This window comes from Faecalispora sporosphaeroides DSM 1294, from assembly GCA_000383295.1.
GTDB classification, from domain to species: Bacteria; Bacillota; Clostridia; order Oscillospirales; family Acutalibacteraceae; genus Faecalispora; species Faecalispora sporosphaeroides.
Genome location: KB911072.1, coordinates 46,975 through 62,011 on the forward strand (window position 1 = coordinate 46,975; position 15,037 = coordinate 62,011).

The 15,037-nt window shown below is 57.0% G+C and carries 15 protein-coding genes and 1 other annotated feature; of the genes, 2 read left to right on the forward strand and 13 right to left on the reverse strand.

Annotated elements, in window-relative coordinates; genetic code table 11:
* Positions 1-3: 3 nt before the first annotated feature.
* The 7 genes from rsmA to G340_RS0112260 form a co-directional block, all read right to left on the reverse strand.
* Entirely contained in the window at positions 4-867 is an 864-nt protein-coding gene (gene rsmA, locus G340_RS0112230; protein WP_020073939.1) for a 16S rRNA (adenine(1518)-N(6)/adenine(1519)-N(6))-dimethyltransferase RsmA, read from the reverse strand.
* Between the two features lie 50 nt (positions 868-917).
* Positions 918-1,595, reverse strand: coding sequence for a Crp/Fnr family transcriptional regulator (locus tag G340_RS0112235; RefSeq protein WP_020073940.1), 678 nt, complete (start codon positions 1,593-1,595; stop codon positions 918-920).
* A 355-nt stretch (positions 1,596-1,950) separates the two neighbouring features.
* Entirely contained in the window at positions 1,951-2,274 is a 324-nt protein-coding gene (locus tag G340_RS0112240; protein WP_020073941.1) for an AzlD domain-containing protein, read from the reverse strand.
* Positions 2,271-3,041, reverse strand: a complete 771-nt coding sequence (locus G340_RS0112245) for an AzlC family ABC transporter permease (protein ID WP_020073942.1) — start codon at positions 3,039-3,041, stop codon at positions 2,271-2,273. The genes G340_RS0112240 and G340_RS0112245 overlap by 4 nt, the downstream gene beginning before the upstream one ends.
* Entirely contained in the window at positions 3,022-4,095 is a 1,074-nt protein-coding gene (leuB, locus tag G340_RS0112250; protein ID WP_020073943.1) for a 3-isopropylmalate dehydrogenase, read from the reverse strand. Before leuB ends, G340_RS0112245 begins: the two co-directional genes overlap by 20 nt.
* A 125-nt stretch (positions 4,096-4,220) precedes the next feature.
* Complete coding sequence (leuA, locus tag G340_RS0112255) at positions 4,221-5,924, reverse strand: 2-isopropylmalate synthase (RefSeq protein ID WP_020073944.1); 1,704 nt, start codon at positions 5,922-5,924, stop codon at positions 4,221-4,223.
* Between the two features lie 123 nt (positions 5,925-6,047).
* Positions 6,048-6,300 (reverse strand) — a binding site (T-box leader).
* A 61-nt stretch (positions 6,301-6,361) separates the two neighbouring features.
* Entirely contained in the window at positions 6,362-7,066 is a 705-nt protein-coding gene (locus G340_RS0112260) for a histidine phosphatase family protein (protein WP_020073945.1), read from the reverse strand.
* Positions 7,067-7,184: 118 nt separating this feature from the next.
* On the opposite strand from G340_RS0112260, the gene G340_RS0112265 reads away from it, so the two are divergent.
* Complete coding sequence (locus G340_RS0112265) at positions 7,185-7,889, forward strand: helix-turn-helix domain-containing protein (RefSeq protein WP_020073946.1); 705 nt, start codon at positions 7,185-7,187, stop codon at positions 7,887-7,889.
* Between the two features lie 30 nt (positions 7,890-7,919).
* Here G340_RS0112265 and G340_RS0112270 read toward each other — a convergent pair whose 3' ends face one another.
* Positions 7,920-8,207, reverse strand: a complete 288-nt coding sequence (locus tag G340_RS0112270) for a hypothetical protein (RefSeq protein WP_020073947.1) — start codon at positions 8,205-8,207, stop codon at positions 7,920-7,922.
* A 144-nt stretch (positions 8,208-8,351) separates the two neighbouring features.
* Positions 8,352-8,528 (reverse strand): hypothetical protein, encoded by a 177-nt coding sequence (locus G340_RS0112275; RefSeq protein ID WP_020073948.1) that lies wholly within the window; start codon positions 8,526-8,528, stop codon positions 8,352-8,354.
* A 1,026-nt stretch (positions 8,529-9,554) separates the two neighbouring features.
* On the opposite strand from G340_RS0112275, the gene G340_RS0112285 reads away from it, so the two are divergent.
* Positions 9,555-9,905: a hypothetical protein gene (locus tag G340_RS0112285; RefSeq protein WP_154653198.1), complete on the forward strand. Its 351-nt coding sequence runs from the start codon at positions 9,555-9,557 to the stop codon at positions 9,903-9,905.
* Here G340_RS0112285 and G340_RS0112290 read toward each other — a convergent pair.
* The 4 genes from G340_RS0112290 to G340_RS0112305 all read right to left on the reverse strand — a co-directional run bounded on the left by G340_RS0112290 (position 9,898) and on the right by G340_RS0112305 (position 15,016).
* Positions 9,898-11,178, reverse strand: coding sequence for a glycoside hydrolase family 3 N-terminal domain-containing protein (locus tag G340_RS0112290; protein WP_326522396.1), 1,281 nt, complete (start codon positions 11,176-11,178; stop codon positions 9,898-9,900). The genes G340_RS0112285 and G340_RS0112290 overlap by 8 nt on opposite strands.
* Positions 11,175-12,599, reverse strand: a complete 1,425-nt coding sequence (glgA, locus tag G340_RS0112295; RefSeq protein WP_020073952.1) for a glycogen synthase GlgA — start codon at positions 12,597-12,599, stop codon at positions 11,175-11,177. Before glgA ends, G340_RS0112290 begins: the two co-directional genes overlap by 4 nt.
* 90 nt (positions 12,600-12,689) lie before the next feature.
* Entirely contained in the window at positions 12,690-13,805 is a 1,116-nt protein-coding gene (glgD, locus tag G340_RS0112300; RefSeq protein WP_020073953.1) for a glucose-1-phosphate adenylyltransferase subunit GlgD, read from the reverse strand.
* The gene (locus tag G340_RS0112305) at positions 13,805-15,016 is read right to left on the reverse strand and encodes a glucose-1-phosphate adenylyltransferase (protein WP_020073954.1); all 1,212 of its coding nucleotides are present in this window, start codon (positions 15,014-15,016) and stop codon (positions 13,805-13,807) included. Before G340_RS0112305 ends, glgD begins: the two co-directional genes overlap by 1 nt.
* Between the last annotated feature and the right edge of the window lie 21 nt (positions 15,017-15,037).

Genomic DNA, 15,037 nt, shown 5'->3' on the forward strand with positions numbered 1-15,037 from the left:
GAATCACTCCTTCTGCGAAGCCAGGCAGGCATACAGCCCGGCAAACTCCTGCATTGTCAGCTGCTCGGCGCGCACGCGGCGGTCAAGCCCCGCATCGTCAAGCGCTTTGCCCACCGCTTCTTTCGGCAGAGAGAGGCCCGCCGAAACGGAATTGAGCATCGTTTTTCTTCTTTGTCCGAACGCCGCGCGCACCAGAGAGAAAAACCCCGCTTCATCTTCCACCCGGACGGCGGGTTCTTTGCGCAGCGTCAGGCGGATGACGGAGGAATCGACATTCGGCGCGGGCAAAAAGCTGCCGCGCGACACCTCAAATAAAATCTCCGGCTCGGCGTAATAATGCACCGCCACCGTAACCGCCCCGCATTCCCGCGTACCGGGCTGCGCGCAGATGCGCCGCGCAGCCTCCTTTTGCACCATCACGGTCAGGGAGGTAATATCGAGCCGCTCCTCGAGCAGGCGCATAATCACGGGCGAGGTGATGTAATACGGCAGATTGGCGCACACCGACACCGGCATCCCGGCAAATTCGCGCTGGAGAAGCTCTTTCAGATCGAGCTTTAAGATATCGCCGTTGATTACCGTAACGTTATCGTAATCCGCCAGCGTCTCTTGCAGCACCGGCAAAAGGCGGCGGTCAAGCTCGACCGAAACCACCTTTTGCGCCCGTTCGGCCAGCTCGCGCGTGAGCACCCCGATGCCGGGACCAACCTCCAGCACGCCGGTTTCCGGCGCCGCGCCAGACTGCTCCGCCATACGCGGACAGACTGTGGGATTAATGAGAAAATTCTGGCCCAGCGCCTTGCTGAAATGAAAGCCGTGACGGCTTAAAATCTCTTTGATCGTTGTGATGTTGGATAGATTGTTCATGAAACCTCCGCTTGGTGTAATGCGGCCTTGGCCGGTGATCGGGCAGCCGGCTACTCCTGCGGCTTGTCCGGATGGAGAATAAATCGGTTGCGGTGAAAGCGGATGAGCTGCTCCCGCTGCATGCGCCCCAATTCTTTGGAGAGAGCGCTGCGGTTTACGCACAGAAAATCCGCCAGCTCCTCGCGCGAAAAGGGGATCACCGGCTCCATGGTTCCCTGCCGACGCGCCTGCTCGCCGAGGTAGGCAAGCACCTTCTCTCGCGTGCTCTTCTGTGAGAGGATTTCCATTTTGCGATTCAAATACACATTCTTTTCCGCGAGCAGCTGCATCATGTTGCGCAGAAGCGTGGCATGGTGCCCGCACATAGCAGGGCACGGCGACAGCAATTTTTCAGCGGAAAGACGCATCACGCGGCAGTCTGTGGAGGCGATAACCGTAACCGGGCTCTGGCGAATCTGCGCGCAGGCCAGCGATTCCCCGAAAATCTCTCCGGCGGAAAACTCCGCGACAATCGCCCTGCCGCCAAACAGGTCTTCCCTTACCACCTGCACCCGGCCCGACAGCACAACGCCGATCCACTCGACCGGTTCACCCGCCAGCAGCACGATCTGATTCTTGGAATACTCTCTGACACCGCTGTTCAGGCAGCGGATGATCGCTTCGCGATCCTGCTCCTCCACACCATGAAACAAGGCCGTGGACTGTAAAACAGCATAATCCTGCGTCACGGTTTTCCCCCTTTCCCCAGCTACCCCGCGCAAAGTGCCGGGATGGATTGTTCCTGTACGGTTTTACCGAAGAGATTGCCCCTCATGCCGGGGCAGGCACTTATCTTTTATCCTTGGCATCAAAGTGCAAGTTTTCAGCGGGCGCCCCCGCGTGGGATTCCGCTGAAAATCCACTTGTTACATTAAAATTTAAACACCTTCCCCAGTATAAAGAGCAAAGCGCTTCGCCTATGAATTTAAAACCATTTTACCACATCGCACCAGAAAACAAAAGGCGAAGTTTTCTGCGACAGCACCCCACAAAGAAAAAGGCTTCTGCATTTGGCAGAAGCCTTTTGATCTTTTATAGAAAGCTTTATCGAACTCCTGCCAACAGCAGCTGCTGAGTGAGCAGCGCCGCGGTGGCCGCGCCGAGCGCTACCACCAGAAGCCCCTTGCCGCGAAACGCGAGCACCATCGCCAGAAAAAGCCCGGCTGCCGAAGCCGCCGTGCCGCCCGCGGAATACAGGATCTGCGGGAAGGTCATGGCCGAAAGCACCGCGTACGGCACATACGCCAGAAAGGAGCGCACAAACCGATTTTCCAGCCGCCGCTGAAACACCGCCATCGGCAGCATGCGGATCACATATGTGACCCCGGCCATCAGCAGAGCGCAGGATACCACATAAGCTGTATTCATTCGGTCACCTCCGTTTCCGCACAGTTTACCGGGTAACGCCGCGCCGCGAACGTGCAGGCGATCAGCGTGCACAGAATCGTCGCCCAGCCGGAGGAAATGCCTTGAAACAGCGGCACATAGCGGAACACGCAGCTCAGCGCGGCGGAAAGCACCACCACCGTGGCCACGGGGCGCGACTGCCGCGCCGGCGGAATAATAATGGCGATAAACATGCCGTAAATCATAATCCCCAGCGCGGTGCGAAGAGCCTCGGGCAAAAAGCCCGTGGCCGCCGCGCCCAGAAAGGTGCCAAACGACCAGCCGACCAGCGGCGTGGTGATCAGCCCGGCCAGATAGCGCGCGCCGACCGTCCCCGGCTGCTGAATCGCGACGGCGAAGATTTCGTCGGTAATGCCGAACGAAAGCACAAGCCGCTGCAGCGTCGTCATTCCCCTCTCCACCTTCTGGGACAGGGAAAGCGACATCAGAAAATACCGCAGGTTGATCACGAGGGTGGTAATCGCGATTTCCAGATATTTCGCGCCGTGCAAGATCAGATCGAACCCCGCAAACTGCCCGGCGGACGTGACATTGGTGGCGGAAATAAAAAGCGCCGCCCAAATCGGCATCCCGCTTTGGGCCACCGTCATCCCGAACGCGAACGATACGGAAATGTATCCCAAACAGATCGGCAGACCGTCCTTCAGCCCCCGCTGAAAGCTGAGATCCGGCAAATCCGGATTCTCCTCCCCAAGACCCGCCGGATTCTCACAGCAGTCCGCAGACAAGCGTTCCCATCTCCTCGCAGCCTACGGTTTTCAGGCCCTCTTCTTTCAAATCGGGCGTGCGCGCCTTGCGCAGAGCGGCGTCCACCGCCGCTTCAACGGCTGTGGCGGCCTGCGGCTGATTCAGGGAGTACCTCAGCATCATCGCCACCGAAAGGATCGTCGCCAGGGGATTCGCGATTCCCTGCCCGGCAATGTCCGGCGCGGAACCGTGGATCGGCTCGTACATGCCCGGATTTTCCGCTCCCAGGCTGGCGGAGGCCAGCATCCCGATGGAGCCGCTGATCATGGAAGCTTCGTCCGACAGAATGTCGCCGAACAGGTTGGAGGTGACGATTACGTCGAACTGGCCGGGATTTCGCACCAGCTGCATTGCGCAGTTATCCACATACATGTGGCTGAGTGCGACATCGGGGTAATCCGTCTCCCCGATGCGGGTCACCGTTTTGCGCCACAGGCGGGAGGAATCGAGCACGTTGGCCTTGTCGACGCTGCACAGGCGGCCGTTTCTCTTGCGAGCCATATCGAAGCCGACGCGGGCAATGCGCTCGATTTCGGGTACGCTGTACATCTCCGTATCGTAGGCCGCCTCTGCCCCGTCCACCTGCTTTGTGCCGCGCTCGCCGAAATAGATGCCGCCGGTCAGCTCGCGCACGACCATCAGATCAAGCGAGGAGCCGATGATGTCGGGGCGGATGGGCGAAGCGCCGCGCAGCGGCTCAAAAATGACGGCGGGGCGCAGGTTCGCGAACAGCCCGAGCGCCTTGCGAATGCCCAAAAGCCCTGTTTCGGGCCGCTGGCTGCCGGGCAGCACATCCCACTTGGGGCCGCCCACCGCGCCGAGCAGGACTGCGTCCGACGCCTTGCAGGTATCTATGGTCTCCTGCGGCAGGGCGGTCCCCGCCGCGTCGATCGCGCAGCCGCCCAGCAGCGCGGGGGTATATTCCACGGCAAAGCCGAATTTTTCGGCGGCGCGGCTGAGCACCCGCTGTGCCTGCTCTACAATTTCCGGCCCGATTCCGTCCCCTTTGAGTACGGCGATCCGATATTTCTGCATCTGTGTTCCTCCTTAAAACAATCCGTGAGTTTCATGGCCTAAGCTATCCAAATACAAGTATAGCGATCGTTTTCTCCCGCCTGCGGCGGGAGAAAACGACGTGGGGAAGGATTGAAATCGTGATTTTAAAAGTTATTGCCCGCGGTTGAAAGCTGCGCACGGTTGATGGCGCACACAATTCCCTTGATGGACGCGAGGCTGATGTTATTGTCGAGCCCCACGCCAAACACGGTTTTGTAGTCCGGGGTGGTCAGCTGAATATACGACAAAGCCTTCGAATCCGCACCCTTCGATACCGCGTGCTCGTGGTACGACACAAAGCGGTAATCCTTGATTCCTACGCCGCCCAGCGCCTTGAAAAACGCATCAATCGGGCCGTTTCCGACTCCGCTGATCTGGTGATCCTCATGGTGGAAGCGCAGAACGCCGTCGAAGTGAACGGTGGTTTCGCCGTCATCCTCATTCTCCTCATGCAGCTTGTAGCTTTTTAGGTTGTAGGGGTAGCGAATCTGGAGATATTCCTTCTGGAACAGGTCGAAAATCTCCTGCGGCTGCAGCTCGCGGCCCAAATTGTCGCAGGCGGTCTGCACCACCATGCCGAACTCGGGGTACATCTCCTTCGGCAGGTTGTAGCCGAACATCTGCTGCATGATGAACGCCGCGCCGCCCTTGCCGGACTGGCTGTTGATGCGGATGATCGGCTCGTACTCGCGGCCGACGTCCGCCGGGTCGATGGGCAGATACGGAACCTGCCATACCGGCGAGCGGCTCTTCTGCATGTAATCCACGCCCTTTTTGATCGCATCCTGATGCGAACCGGAGAACGCGGTGAACACCAGCTCGCCCGCGTAGGGGTGCCGCTCGTGAACCTTCATCTTGGTGCAGGATTCATACACCTTGCGAATTTTATTCATCTCGGTGAAATTGAGCCCGGGGTCAACCCCCTGCGTGTACATGTTCATCGCGACGACCATCACGTCGGCGTTGCCGGTGCGCTCGCCGTTGCCGAAGATGGTGCCCTCCACGCGCTCCGCGCCGGCCAGAATGCCCAGCTCTGTGGCCGCCACGGCGCAGCCGCGGTCATTATGGGGATGAATGCTGATGATCGCTCGGTCACGGCCCCTGAGGTGCCGGCAGAAGTATTCGATCTGGTCGGCGTAGCAGTTGGGGGTGCTGCCCTCCACCGTGCTGGGCAGGTTCAGGATCACTTTTTTCTCCGGCGCGGCGCCCAGCTCGTCGAGCACATGCTCGCAGATGCGAACGGCGTTATCCATCTCGGTGCCGGAAAAGCTTTCGGGCGAATATTCGTAGCGGATGTTCGCGCCGCTCTTTTTCACCTCCTCCTCGGTCAGCTCGCGGATCAGCTTTGCACCCTTGACGGCGATGTCGATGATACCGTTCATGTCGGTGTTGAACACGACCTTGCGCTGCAGTGTGGAGGTGGAGTTATAGAAGTGGACGATGACGTTCTTCGCGCCGGAAATCGCCTCGAACGTTTTGCGGATCAGATGCGGGCGGGCCTGCACCAGCACCTGAACGGTCACGTCGTCGGGAATCAGGTTCTGATCGATCAGGGTGCGAAGCATCTCATATTCCGTTTCGGAGGCGGACGGGAAGCCCACCTCAATCTCTTTAAAGCCGATGTCCACCAGGGTTTGGAAGAACAAAAGCTTTTCATCCAGATTCATCGGGTTCACGAGCGCCTGATTTCCGTCGCGCAGGTCTACGCTGCACCAGACGGGCGCTTTGTCAATGGCCCGCTCGGGCCACTGGCGGTCGGGCAGCCGAACCGGCTGAAACGGAATGTACTTTTGATAGCCTGTTACCATAATCGATCTCTCCTTTATCACATGAATCGTGCCGCTTTGAAAAAACTGCCCTTTTCACAGGAAGCCACTTTTTCAGCGAACGGATGGAAAACAAAAAAAGCCCCTGACTCAGCGATAAGCTGAGTCAGGGGCGAATTTGTGTCAGACAAACCCGCGGTACCACCCTGATTTGGAAATCCGCCTTAGCGGAAAACCCTCAATAAGCCTCTAACAAGGCTCCGGCTGATAACGCTGCCTGCTGCGTTCGGTCTTACTGCAGTTCTTCAGACCGACGACTCCGGGATGAGCTATTCACACAAGGCTACGCACCGGCTCGCACCAACCGCCGGCTCTCTGTCTGCTTTGCCAAATGTCTTTTTCCCTTCGATGTCTTTGGGGAACCAAATGGTTTATGAAATTGTTTTTATTATATGAGGCGGTTTTCGTTTTGTCAACCCCTAATTTTCGGGGGAGTGCTCTTTTCCATAGGCGCGGTTTGCCGCCTCGCGTGCCAAGTCGACCACCGTGTGCTCGCGCGGAGCGCTCTGCTCGCCGTGCGGAATGGTCGCGATCACCTCCGCCACCATCGAGCGCATCCACAGCCCCGGGGTGACGCGCAGCGTGTACCCGCAGCCCGGCTCCGTCATCCATTCGTAGGCCGAGGCACGCGGCAAACCGTAGGAAGCAAGCAGGGCCATCATGACTCCGCCGTGCGTCACCACCGCCGCGCTGGTCATGCCGGAGCGCAGCAGCTCCTCCACAAGCTGCTCAAACGCGGAGCACACCCGGTACAAAAACGCGCGGCTGTCTTCCCCGTTCGGCGGCGCGGCCTGCTGGCCGCTCTCCATCCAGCGCAGGAATGCGGGGTCGCCCTCCAGCTCTTTGGCGGTTTTGCCCTCCCAGTCGCCGAAATCACACTCGCGCAGGCCGTCGAGCAGCACCGGCTTTGCGTGGGGGTACAAAATCTGCATCGTCTGCACACAGCGGATCAGGGGGCTGCTGTAATACGCCTGTGCCGCCGGGTATTCCTGATTCTGCTTGATTTGCAGTAATTGCTCGATCCCCTGCTCGCAAAGGGGGGAATCGGTGCGGCCGATGTACTGGCCGAGCATGTTCCCCTCGGCCACTCCGTGGCGGATCAAATGGATGAGATAGGATTTCATAAGATATTGCTCCTTTTTTACTTCGTCCTACGATATCTAGCGGTTTACAATCCGTTGTATTTGTTATATACTTTACAATACGTTAAAGTGCTACAAATTTCGACGGGGGTCTTCCGGCATGAACAGTAATTTTTCCAGAATTATGACATTACTGCGGAAAGAACAGGGATATAGTCAAAAAAAGGTGGCGGAAGAGCTGGGTGTGTCTCAGGCTCTGCTGTCGCACTACGAAAAGGGAATCCGCGAATGCGGGCTGGATTTTGTCGTGCGCGCCGCGGATTTTTACAATGTTTCCTGCGATTATCTGCTGGGGCGTACCCCCGACCGCAGCGGAGCGACCCTGACTGTGGAAGACATTCCAGAGCCGGACGCCGTCGGGAAAGAAAACGTGATGAAGGGCAGCCTGCTGCCCGTACTGAATAAAAAGCTGCTTGCGAACTCGCTGAACATCATTTTCAGCCTGCTGCAAAAATGCGGCAACAAAGCGCTCACCACCGAGATTTCCGCCTGCCTGACGCTTGCGGTTTATAAGGCGTTCCGCATTTTGTATTCGGCGAACCCGAAGAATCCGCAGGGCATGTTCGCCGCGCCGCCCGGCCTTGACAGGGGCCTTTCCGACGCCGCGTTCTCGATCGCCCAGGCCAACGCGCAATACGTGGCCGGCGGCGAGGACCTGGAGCAGGAAAAGGGCCTGAAAAAGGACCAGGCGCCCGCGCTTTCCCCAGAGCTGATTCAGGAGCAGTACCCGCTGTTCGCCGGCTCGCTGTTCCACCTGGTGCAAAGCGCGGAGTCGCGCATGGGCCTGAAAAAGCAGGAAAAATGATTCCGTCTGCCGGTTTTGCCCGTCGGGAACTTAGCTTGTGCGAAGCTTCTGGCTGCTCCAAAGCTCCAGCAGTGCGGAAAGCAGATTCCCGCCGATAATCAGATCAAAGCGGGGGCCGTTTTCATTGCGGTCAATCCGCAGCGCCTGCAGGGCTGCCACTCTGCGCCGGGACTCCGGCTGAAGCCTGAGCCGGTATTCCTCTGCTCCCACGTTCAGGCTGACCGTATAGCTTGCGGACTGCGGCTCCGAATAGGCGTTTTCGGCAAGAGCTTTGCAAAGCTGCTCATACTGAGCGGGTTTAAACTGTCGAATAATCATTGCGTCGCTTCCTTTCTGAATCATGGCAGAAGCCTTGAAAGAAAGAACGGCGTATGCTATACTATTTACGCTGTCATTTGCCTTCGGGCATCTGCCGGTTGTGGGGGAAGTGGCGTTACTTTGTGAGAGTGGGCGCCACTTCTCTTATTTTTTGAGGTCGTCATACACCTTATGGACACCACGTCTAACCACCTCGGCTCTGGATATCTTCATCTCTTCACTGCATTTTTTCATCTTTTCAAAAGAATCCTGATCGAATCTGATTTTCATTGTGATATCTTTCGGGTTATCAGTAGGACGGCCCATTTTTTTAGCGGCCATGATCTCCCCCTCCTTTTGCAGGTCGCTAATATTAATATAGATTATAGACCTGCAAAAGTCAAGCTTTATTTTTTATATAATTTTTCTGATATGTATACAGACGCGGTCTATCTGCTGACACGGGCTTGTCCCTCGGGCAGGGGCCGTTCTTTTTTATATTTTAAAAAAGAACGCCTTTTGTGCGGCTTCGCCGTATTTTCTAGCGCAAGCTGACTGCGGGTGCCCCCGCGTGGGGTTTCTGCTGGCGCAGGCTTGCCCCTCGTGCCGGGGCGGGCACTTACTTTCGTGAAAGGACGAAAGTAAGCAAAGGCCTTCCAAAGGACACCTTTGGAATCCGTTTGGGGAACGATTCCTGATTGTGCAAACAAAAGCTGGCCGTAAGGCGCTCCAATGAAAATGCCCACTCTCCGAGCTTCATCGGGAAATGAGCCTTGCTGTCCCGACTGTCGGCGGGCATTTTCAGAGCGCTCTCGTCAGCCCGGAAAATGCTTCCCGATACCTTTTGTCCGGTTGTTTTTAGAATGCTTTCGTTGGCTCTCAGAGTGCTTCCGATACCATTTGCGGACGGTAAAGCTCCTTTTACACACTCGCTTCATGCACAGGCAGTGCCTGTGCATGAACCAGCACCAGAGCGGGAGCTTCTCTCGGTTTCCAAAGGCAGCGCCTTTGGTCGTTGAGAGGGAGTTCCAAGGGGGAGAGAATCGAAACTCTCCCCCTTGGCGAATCTTTGCTTCCTTTCTATTCGTCAAGAAAGGAAGGGCCTGCCCCGGCCTGAGGGGCAAGCCTGCTCCAGCAGAATATTCGCGTGATGCAGCTCACAGAAAACATCCGCTTTATCAAAAACAAAAAACTTCATTATAACATTACAAACCGCCGTGGGGATCTTCCCACGGCGGTTTTATTATACATTTTGTATATTATCATGTCTATATCGACAAATAGTACGAAAAGTATATTCTTTTTCTGAAATTCCGGTGTTTTTCCGTGCTATAACCGAAAGCCATGCCTTGCAAATAATCCCCCGCAGTGCAGTCGCTTATGTCGGACTCCCCGGCCCTTCTGTCTTTTGGAACAGAAGATTCTTTCCTTTCAAAGAAATTTTCCCGACCGGAAAGCCATACTCTTTTGCTTCCGTTTATCATTCAAAAAGGAATGGTCAATCTCGAAGCCAAGAATCTGCTTGATTTCTTCAAAAGACAAGCGAAGCGGGCCGCGGCCATCCGTCTTTCAGATGCTTCCACAGAGGATCATATTGACTCATCTGTGCACGCTCTCTTTCCCTTCACGATGCGCACGGAGCGCCCCGCATTCCGCCAGCCGGAATATGAAGCCACAAACAGCCGATTCAAAAATACAAACAGGCAAGTTTTTAGTTAATAATACCCATTGTATACTTCCAGGCAAGAATCCGCAGTACACTATCGTCCAGCCGCTCCTGCGAAACGGAGCCGCTTTGAACGGCGGCATACAGGGCATTGAAATCCCCTGAAATATCGGAGGAAAGCATCAGGTCATTCCCCGCCAAAAACGCGGCGGGCGCGGCGGAGCTCTCCCCTGCCCGATCTCGCAGCCCCTGCATCGAGAGGTCGTCCGTCATAACGATGCCGGTAAAGCCGAGCTCATCGCGCAGAATGCGGTGTACCTCCGGCGACAAAGACGCCGGATTCTCCGCGTCCATCGCCGTTACGATGTTATGAGACACCAGCACGCACTGTGCGCCGGCCTCGATGCCTGCCTGAAACGGCAGAAAATCGCTGCTGCGAAAGCTTTCCATGCTGCGGTTGTCCGTCGCGACACCGGTGTGCGTATCCGAATTGCCACCGTATCCCGGAAAGTGCTTGAGCGTGCTGGAAAGGGTTTTACTGTTTGCAGCCTCCACCACTGTTTTCACAAACTCCGCCGTTCGCGTTCCGTTCCGGGCAAACGCGCGGGGGAACATATAGGCGCTCCGGTCAAAGGTTACGTCCGCCACGGGGGCGAGATTCACATTCAAGCCGTAGGAAAGCAGAAAATCGGCCTTATCGAGCGTGTCCTGACGGATGCCGTCCATGCCGCCGTTCGCGTAGACCACCTGCGGGGACGCAAACTTTTTCGGGGAAAGTGCGGGGAACTGGCTGATCCGCGTGACGGTGCCGCCCTCTTCATCCACGGCCAGGGCCATTTTGACCTTGCCGGCCTCCTGGCAGCCCTGCGTCATGGCGCGCACCTGCTCCGGCGTTTTGTCCTTAAAGCTGTCCGCCCCAAAGAAAAAGCCGCCCGGCTGGTATTCGGTTATTGTCTGAACCTCCCCTTCGGTCGGGGCACGGAACAGAAAGACCTGTCCCACCTTTTCTTTCAGAGACATTCCGGCCAGCGTCTGCGCGGCCTTGGGATAAGCGTCCTTAAAAATGCCCGTCCCCTCCGCCACCGGCACGGAGGAGGCCTGCGAAGCTGCCTCCGAAGACTGCGGCTCCGAACGGGAGGGAGCGCTTGTCTGGGGAGTGCCCGGCTGAGAGACGCCCGGCAGCGGATTTTGAATTACAAACGGCGAAAACGGGCCAAGCAGGGCAAAGGCCCCTGCCCCTGCCAGCAGAATGCCTGCCAGCACGAGCATGGGGACGATGCTTCTTCTTCGTCTGGTGTACTGAGGTCTGTAATGCTTTCTACTCACTGTTTCAGCAGCTCCCTGTAAAGTCGGATGTATTCATTGGCCGAACGGCCCCAGCTGTTGTCGCACGCCATTGCACGGCGCACCAGAATCTCCCAGCCCGCCCTGTTTGCGTAGCCCTCCAGCGCGCGGTACAAGGCGTACAGCATATCGCCGCTGTCGTAGGTCTGGAATGTAAAGCCGTTGCCCTCGCCGTCGCCGCTGTCCTGAATGGAATCCTTCAGGCCGCCGGTTTCGCGCACAACCGGAATGGCGCCGTAGCGCAGGGCGATCATCTGCGATAGGCCGCAGGGCTCGCTCTTCGAGGGCATCAGGAAGATGTCGCAGCCGGCGTACACACGGCGCGAAACCTCCGGCACAAAGCCGATATACGTACACACGCGGCCGGGGTAGCGGCCCTGCATCTCGCGGAAGAAGCTCTCGTACTCGTAATCTCCGGAGCCGAGCAGCACAAACTGCGCGTTTGTTTCCGCCATGATGCGCTCAAACGACTCGCGCACCAAGTCAAGGCCCTTCTGCGCGACCAGCCGGGTCACCATGCCAACCAGCGGGGTATCCGCATCCTGCAAAAGGCCAAGCTGCTCCTGAAGCGCGCGCTTATTCTCCGCCTTGCCGGTCAAATCCTCCGCGCTGAATGGCACGGGCAGCGTGGCGTCGTTTTGCGGGTCGTAATGCACGGTGTCGATACCGTTCAGAATCCCCGAGAGCTTCCAGGAGCGTGAATTCAGAATTCCCTCCAGTCCATAGGAGAACCAGGGGTCCAGAATCTCTTTTGCATAAGTAGGGCTGACCGTCGTTATCCAGTTGGCGCACTCAATGCTGCCCTTGAGCATGTTGACGCATTTGTCGTATTCCAAAAGCTGCGCGGCAGAATCCGGAATGCCGAGAACATCGCGCACCAGCTCCATGCCGTATTTGCCCTGATACTGAATATTATGGATCGTCATGACCGTTTTGATTCCCTGATACCACGGGTTATTGGCGTAAAAGAGCCGGAAATACACCGGAACCATAGCGGTCTGCCAGTCGTTGCTATGGATGATGTCCGGCTTAAAGTCGATGGCGGGCAGCATTTCGAGCGCCGCGCGCGACAAAAACGCAAACCGCTCCGCGTCGTCGTAGTGGCCGTACAGGCCGGGGCGCTTAAAGTAATACTGGTTGTCGATCAGATAGTAGATCACCCCGCCCGCTCTCGCCTCAAACACGCCGCAGTACTGTCTGCGCCACGCCACCGGCACCGAAAGGCTGGTGACAAAGTGCATCCGGTCGCGCAGCTCCTGCGGAATATCGTCGTAAAGCGGCATCACTACCCGGCAGCCGATCAGGCGGCGGCGCAGGGCCTGCGGCAAAGAGCCGGCCACGTCGCCCAGCCCGCCGGTAGCGGCAAAGGGCAAAGCCTCACTGGTGCAATATAATACTTTCATCACTACGCCTCCTGTCAGTTACACGCATCGTCCACAATACGGCAGAAATGAAATTTTGCTTTCTCTCCGCCTGTTTTGCAGAAGATTTCGTTATACAATGCTCCCCTTGCTGATAAAGACCGGATAGGACTGGAACCCCATCAGAGAGCGCTCTTCCTTGATCTCCACATCCTTGTCGATGACCACGTAATTCAAACGGCTGCCGCGTCCGATAATGCTGTCCTGCATAATCACGCAGTTGTCGAGCTTTGCGCCCTTCGCCACCTTGACGCCGCGGAACAGCACGCAGTTATGAACCTCGCCATCCACCTGGCAGCCGTCCGCGATGAGCGAATTGGTCACGTGGCAGCCAAGGCCGTAGCGCGCGGGCATGTCGTCGCGCACCTTGGTGTAAATCGGGCGGTCCGGGCAGAAGAGCTGGGCGCGCACCTGCGGCAGCATGAGGGCCATATTGGCCTCGAAATACGCGTTCATTGAGTTGATGACCTGCATAAAGCCCGTAAATTCATGCGCGTACACGCGGTAATGCGGTATATTGCGTTGCAACAGATCGCGCGGAAAATCGTACAGATTGCGGCTGATGCAGTCCTCCACCAGCTTCATCAGCAGCTGGCGGTCGATGAGGATGATATTCATGCTGAAATTGCATTCCCCCTCCATGTGAGGGTCGATCAGCATATCGCGCACACGGAATTCGGGGTCGAGCTGCAGAACGCCGATATTCGACACCTTCGGCGGAATCTTGCCGTAGCGGTACACAATCGTAATATCCGCCTGCTTTTCCATATGGGAGGCAATCACCTTTTTCAGGTCGATGTTCGCGACGATGTCGCAGTCGCTGAGCAGCACGTATTCCTCTTTTGAGCTGGAGAGGAAGCGGAACGCGGCGGAAAGCGAATCGATGCGGCTGTTGGAAATCGAGCTTTGCGTGCCAAAGGGCGGCAGCATGTACAGCCCCTCGCGTTTGCGGGACAGATCCCACGCTTTGCCGGAGCCAAGATGATCCATCAGCGACTGATAGTTGCTCTTGGTCAGCACGCCGACCTTATTGATGCCGCAGTTGACCATGTTGGAAAGGGGAAAATCGATCAGACGGTAACGCCCGCCGAACGGCACGGAGGCCATTGCGCGCTTTTCCGTCAGTTCGCGCACCCTTTCTTCGTGAACATTCGAGAACAATAACCCTACCACATTATTTCCGCGCATTATTTCGCCACCTCCTCCGCGTCGATCATCGCCTTCGCCGGCACTACGGTATCCGGCGTGATCACGCAATTTTCGCCTACCACGGCGACGCCCCATTGGGATTTATCGTCCATCTCTTCGGGCCGTGCGCCGACGACGGCGCCCTTGCCGATGACAACATTTTCAGAAACAATCGCATACTGAACCACGGCGCCCTCTTCCACCCGGCTGCCCGGCATGATGATGGAGTCGCGCACCACGGCGCCCGGCGCGATATAAGTGCCGGCAAACAGCACCGTAAAATCCACCTCACCGTACACGTTGCAGCCCTCGGCGATCAGCGAGTTCTGCACCATGGCCTCCGGGGCGAGGTAATGCGGCGGCATCACCGGGTTGCGGGAATAAATCTTCCACGAGGGCTCGCCCAGATCAAGCTCGGTGTGCGGGTTGAGAAGATCCATGTTCGATTCCCACAGGCTCTCAATCGTTCCCACGTCCTTCCAGTAGCCGTTGAACTCATAGGCGAACATCCTCTCGCCCGCCTCCAGCATCGCGGGCAGCAAATCCTTGCCAAAATCGTTGGAGGATTTGGGATTGGCCTCGTCCTGCTCCAGATATTTGCGCAGCTTGCCCCACGAGAATACATAAATGCCCATCGAGGCCTTGTTGCTCTTCGGCTTTTTGGGCTTCTCGTCAAACTCGTAAATCGAACCGTCCTCGCGCGTATTCAGGATGCCGAAGCGCGGAGCTTCTTCCCACGGCACCTCAATTTGAGCGATGGTGCAGTCCGCCTCTTTCTCCTTATGGTATGCGATCATTTTGGAATAATCCATTTTATAAATATGATCACCCGAAAGAATCACCACATAGTCCGGGTGATATCGTTCAATAAAGGGAATATTCTGATAAATGGCGTTCGCCGTGCCCTTGTACCAATCGGCCTTGCGCCCGCGCTGATACGGCGCCAGCATGTGAACGCCGGCGTCCATGCTGTCAAGATCCCAGGGCTGGCCGCTGCCTATGTAATCATTTAGTACCAGGGGCTGGTACTGAGTAAGCACTCCGACCGTTTCAATGCCCGAATTGACGCAGTTGGAGAGCGGGAAATCGATGATGCGGTATTTTCCGCCATAAGGCACCGCGGGCTTTGCCAGATTTTTGGTCAGCACCCCCAGACGGCTGCCTTGCCCGCCGGCCAGCAGCATGGCCACAACTTCTTGTTTTGGCAACATCGTAAATTTACCTCCTTGGCT

Bases quoted from the DNA above. Each gene is read 5' to 3' on its own strand.
- rsmA (WP_020073939.1), bottom strand. From the start codon at position 867: ATGAACAATCTATCCAACATCACAACGATCAAAGAGATTTTAAGCCGT.
- G340_RS0112240 (WP_020073941.1), bottom strand. From the start codon at position 2,274: ATGAATACAGCTTATGTGGTATCCTGCGCTCTGCTGATGGCCGGGGTC.
- leuB (WP_020073943.1), bottom strand. From the start codon at position 4,095: ATGCAGAAATATCGGATCGCCGTACTCAAAGGGGACGGAATCGGGCCG.
- leuA (WP_020073944.1), bottom strand. From the start codon at position 5,924: ATGGTAACAGGCTATCAAAAGTACATTCCGTTTCAGCCGGTTCGGCTG.
- G340_RS0112260 (WP_020073945.1), bottom strand. From the start codon at position 7,066: ATGAAATCCTATCTCATCCATTTGATCCGCCACGGAGTGGCCGAGGGG.
- G340_RS0112265 (WP_020073946.1), top strand. From the start codon at position 7,185: ATGAACAGTAATTTTTCCAGAATTATGACATTACTGCGGAAAGAACAG.
- G340_RS0112270 (WP_020073947.1), bottom strand. From the start codon at position 8,207: ATGATTATTCGACAGTTTAAACCCGCTCAGTATGAGCAGCTTTGCAAA.
- G340_RS0112275 (WP_020073948.1), bottom strand. From the start codon at position 8,528: ATGGCCGCTAAAAAAATGGGCCGTCCTACTGATAACCCGAAAGATATC.
- glgA (WP_020073952.1), bottom strand. From the start codon at position 12,599: ATGAAAGTATTATATTGCACCAGTGAGGCTTTGCCCTTTGCCGCTACC.
- glgD (WP_020073953.1), bottom strand. From the start codon at position 13,805: ATGCGCGGAAATAATGTGGTAGGGTTATTGTTCTCGAATGTTCACGAA.
- G340_RS0112305 (WP_020073954.1), bottom strand. From the start codon at position 15,016: ATGTTGCCAAAACAAGAAGTTGTGGCCATGCTGCTGGCCGGCGGGCAA.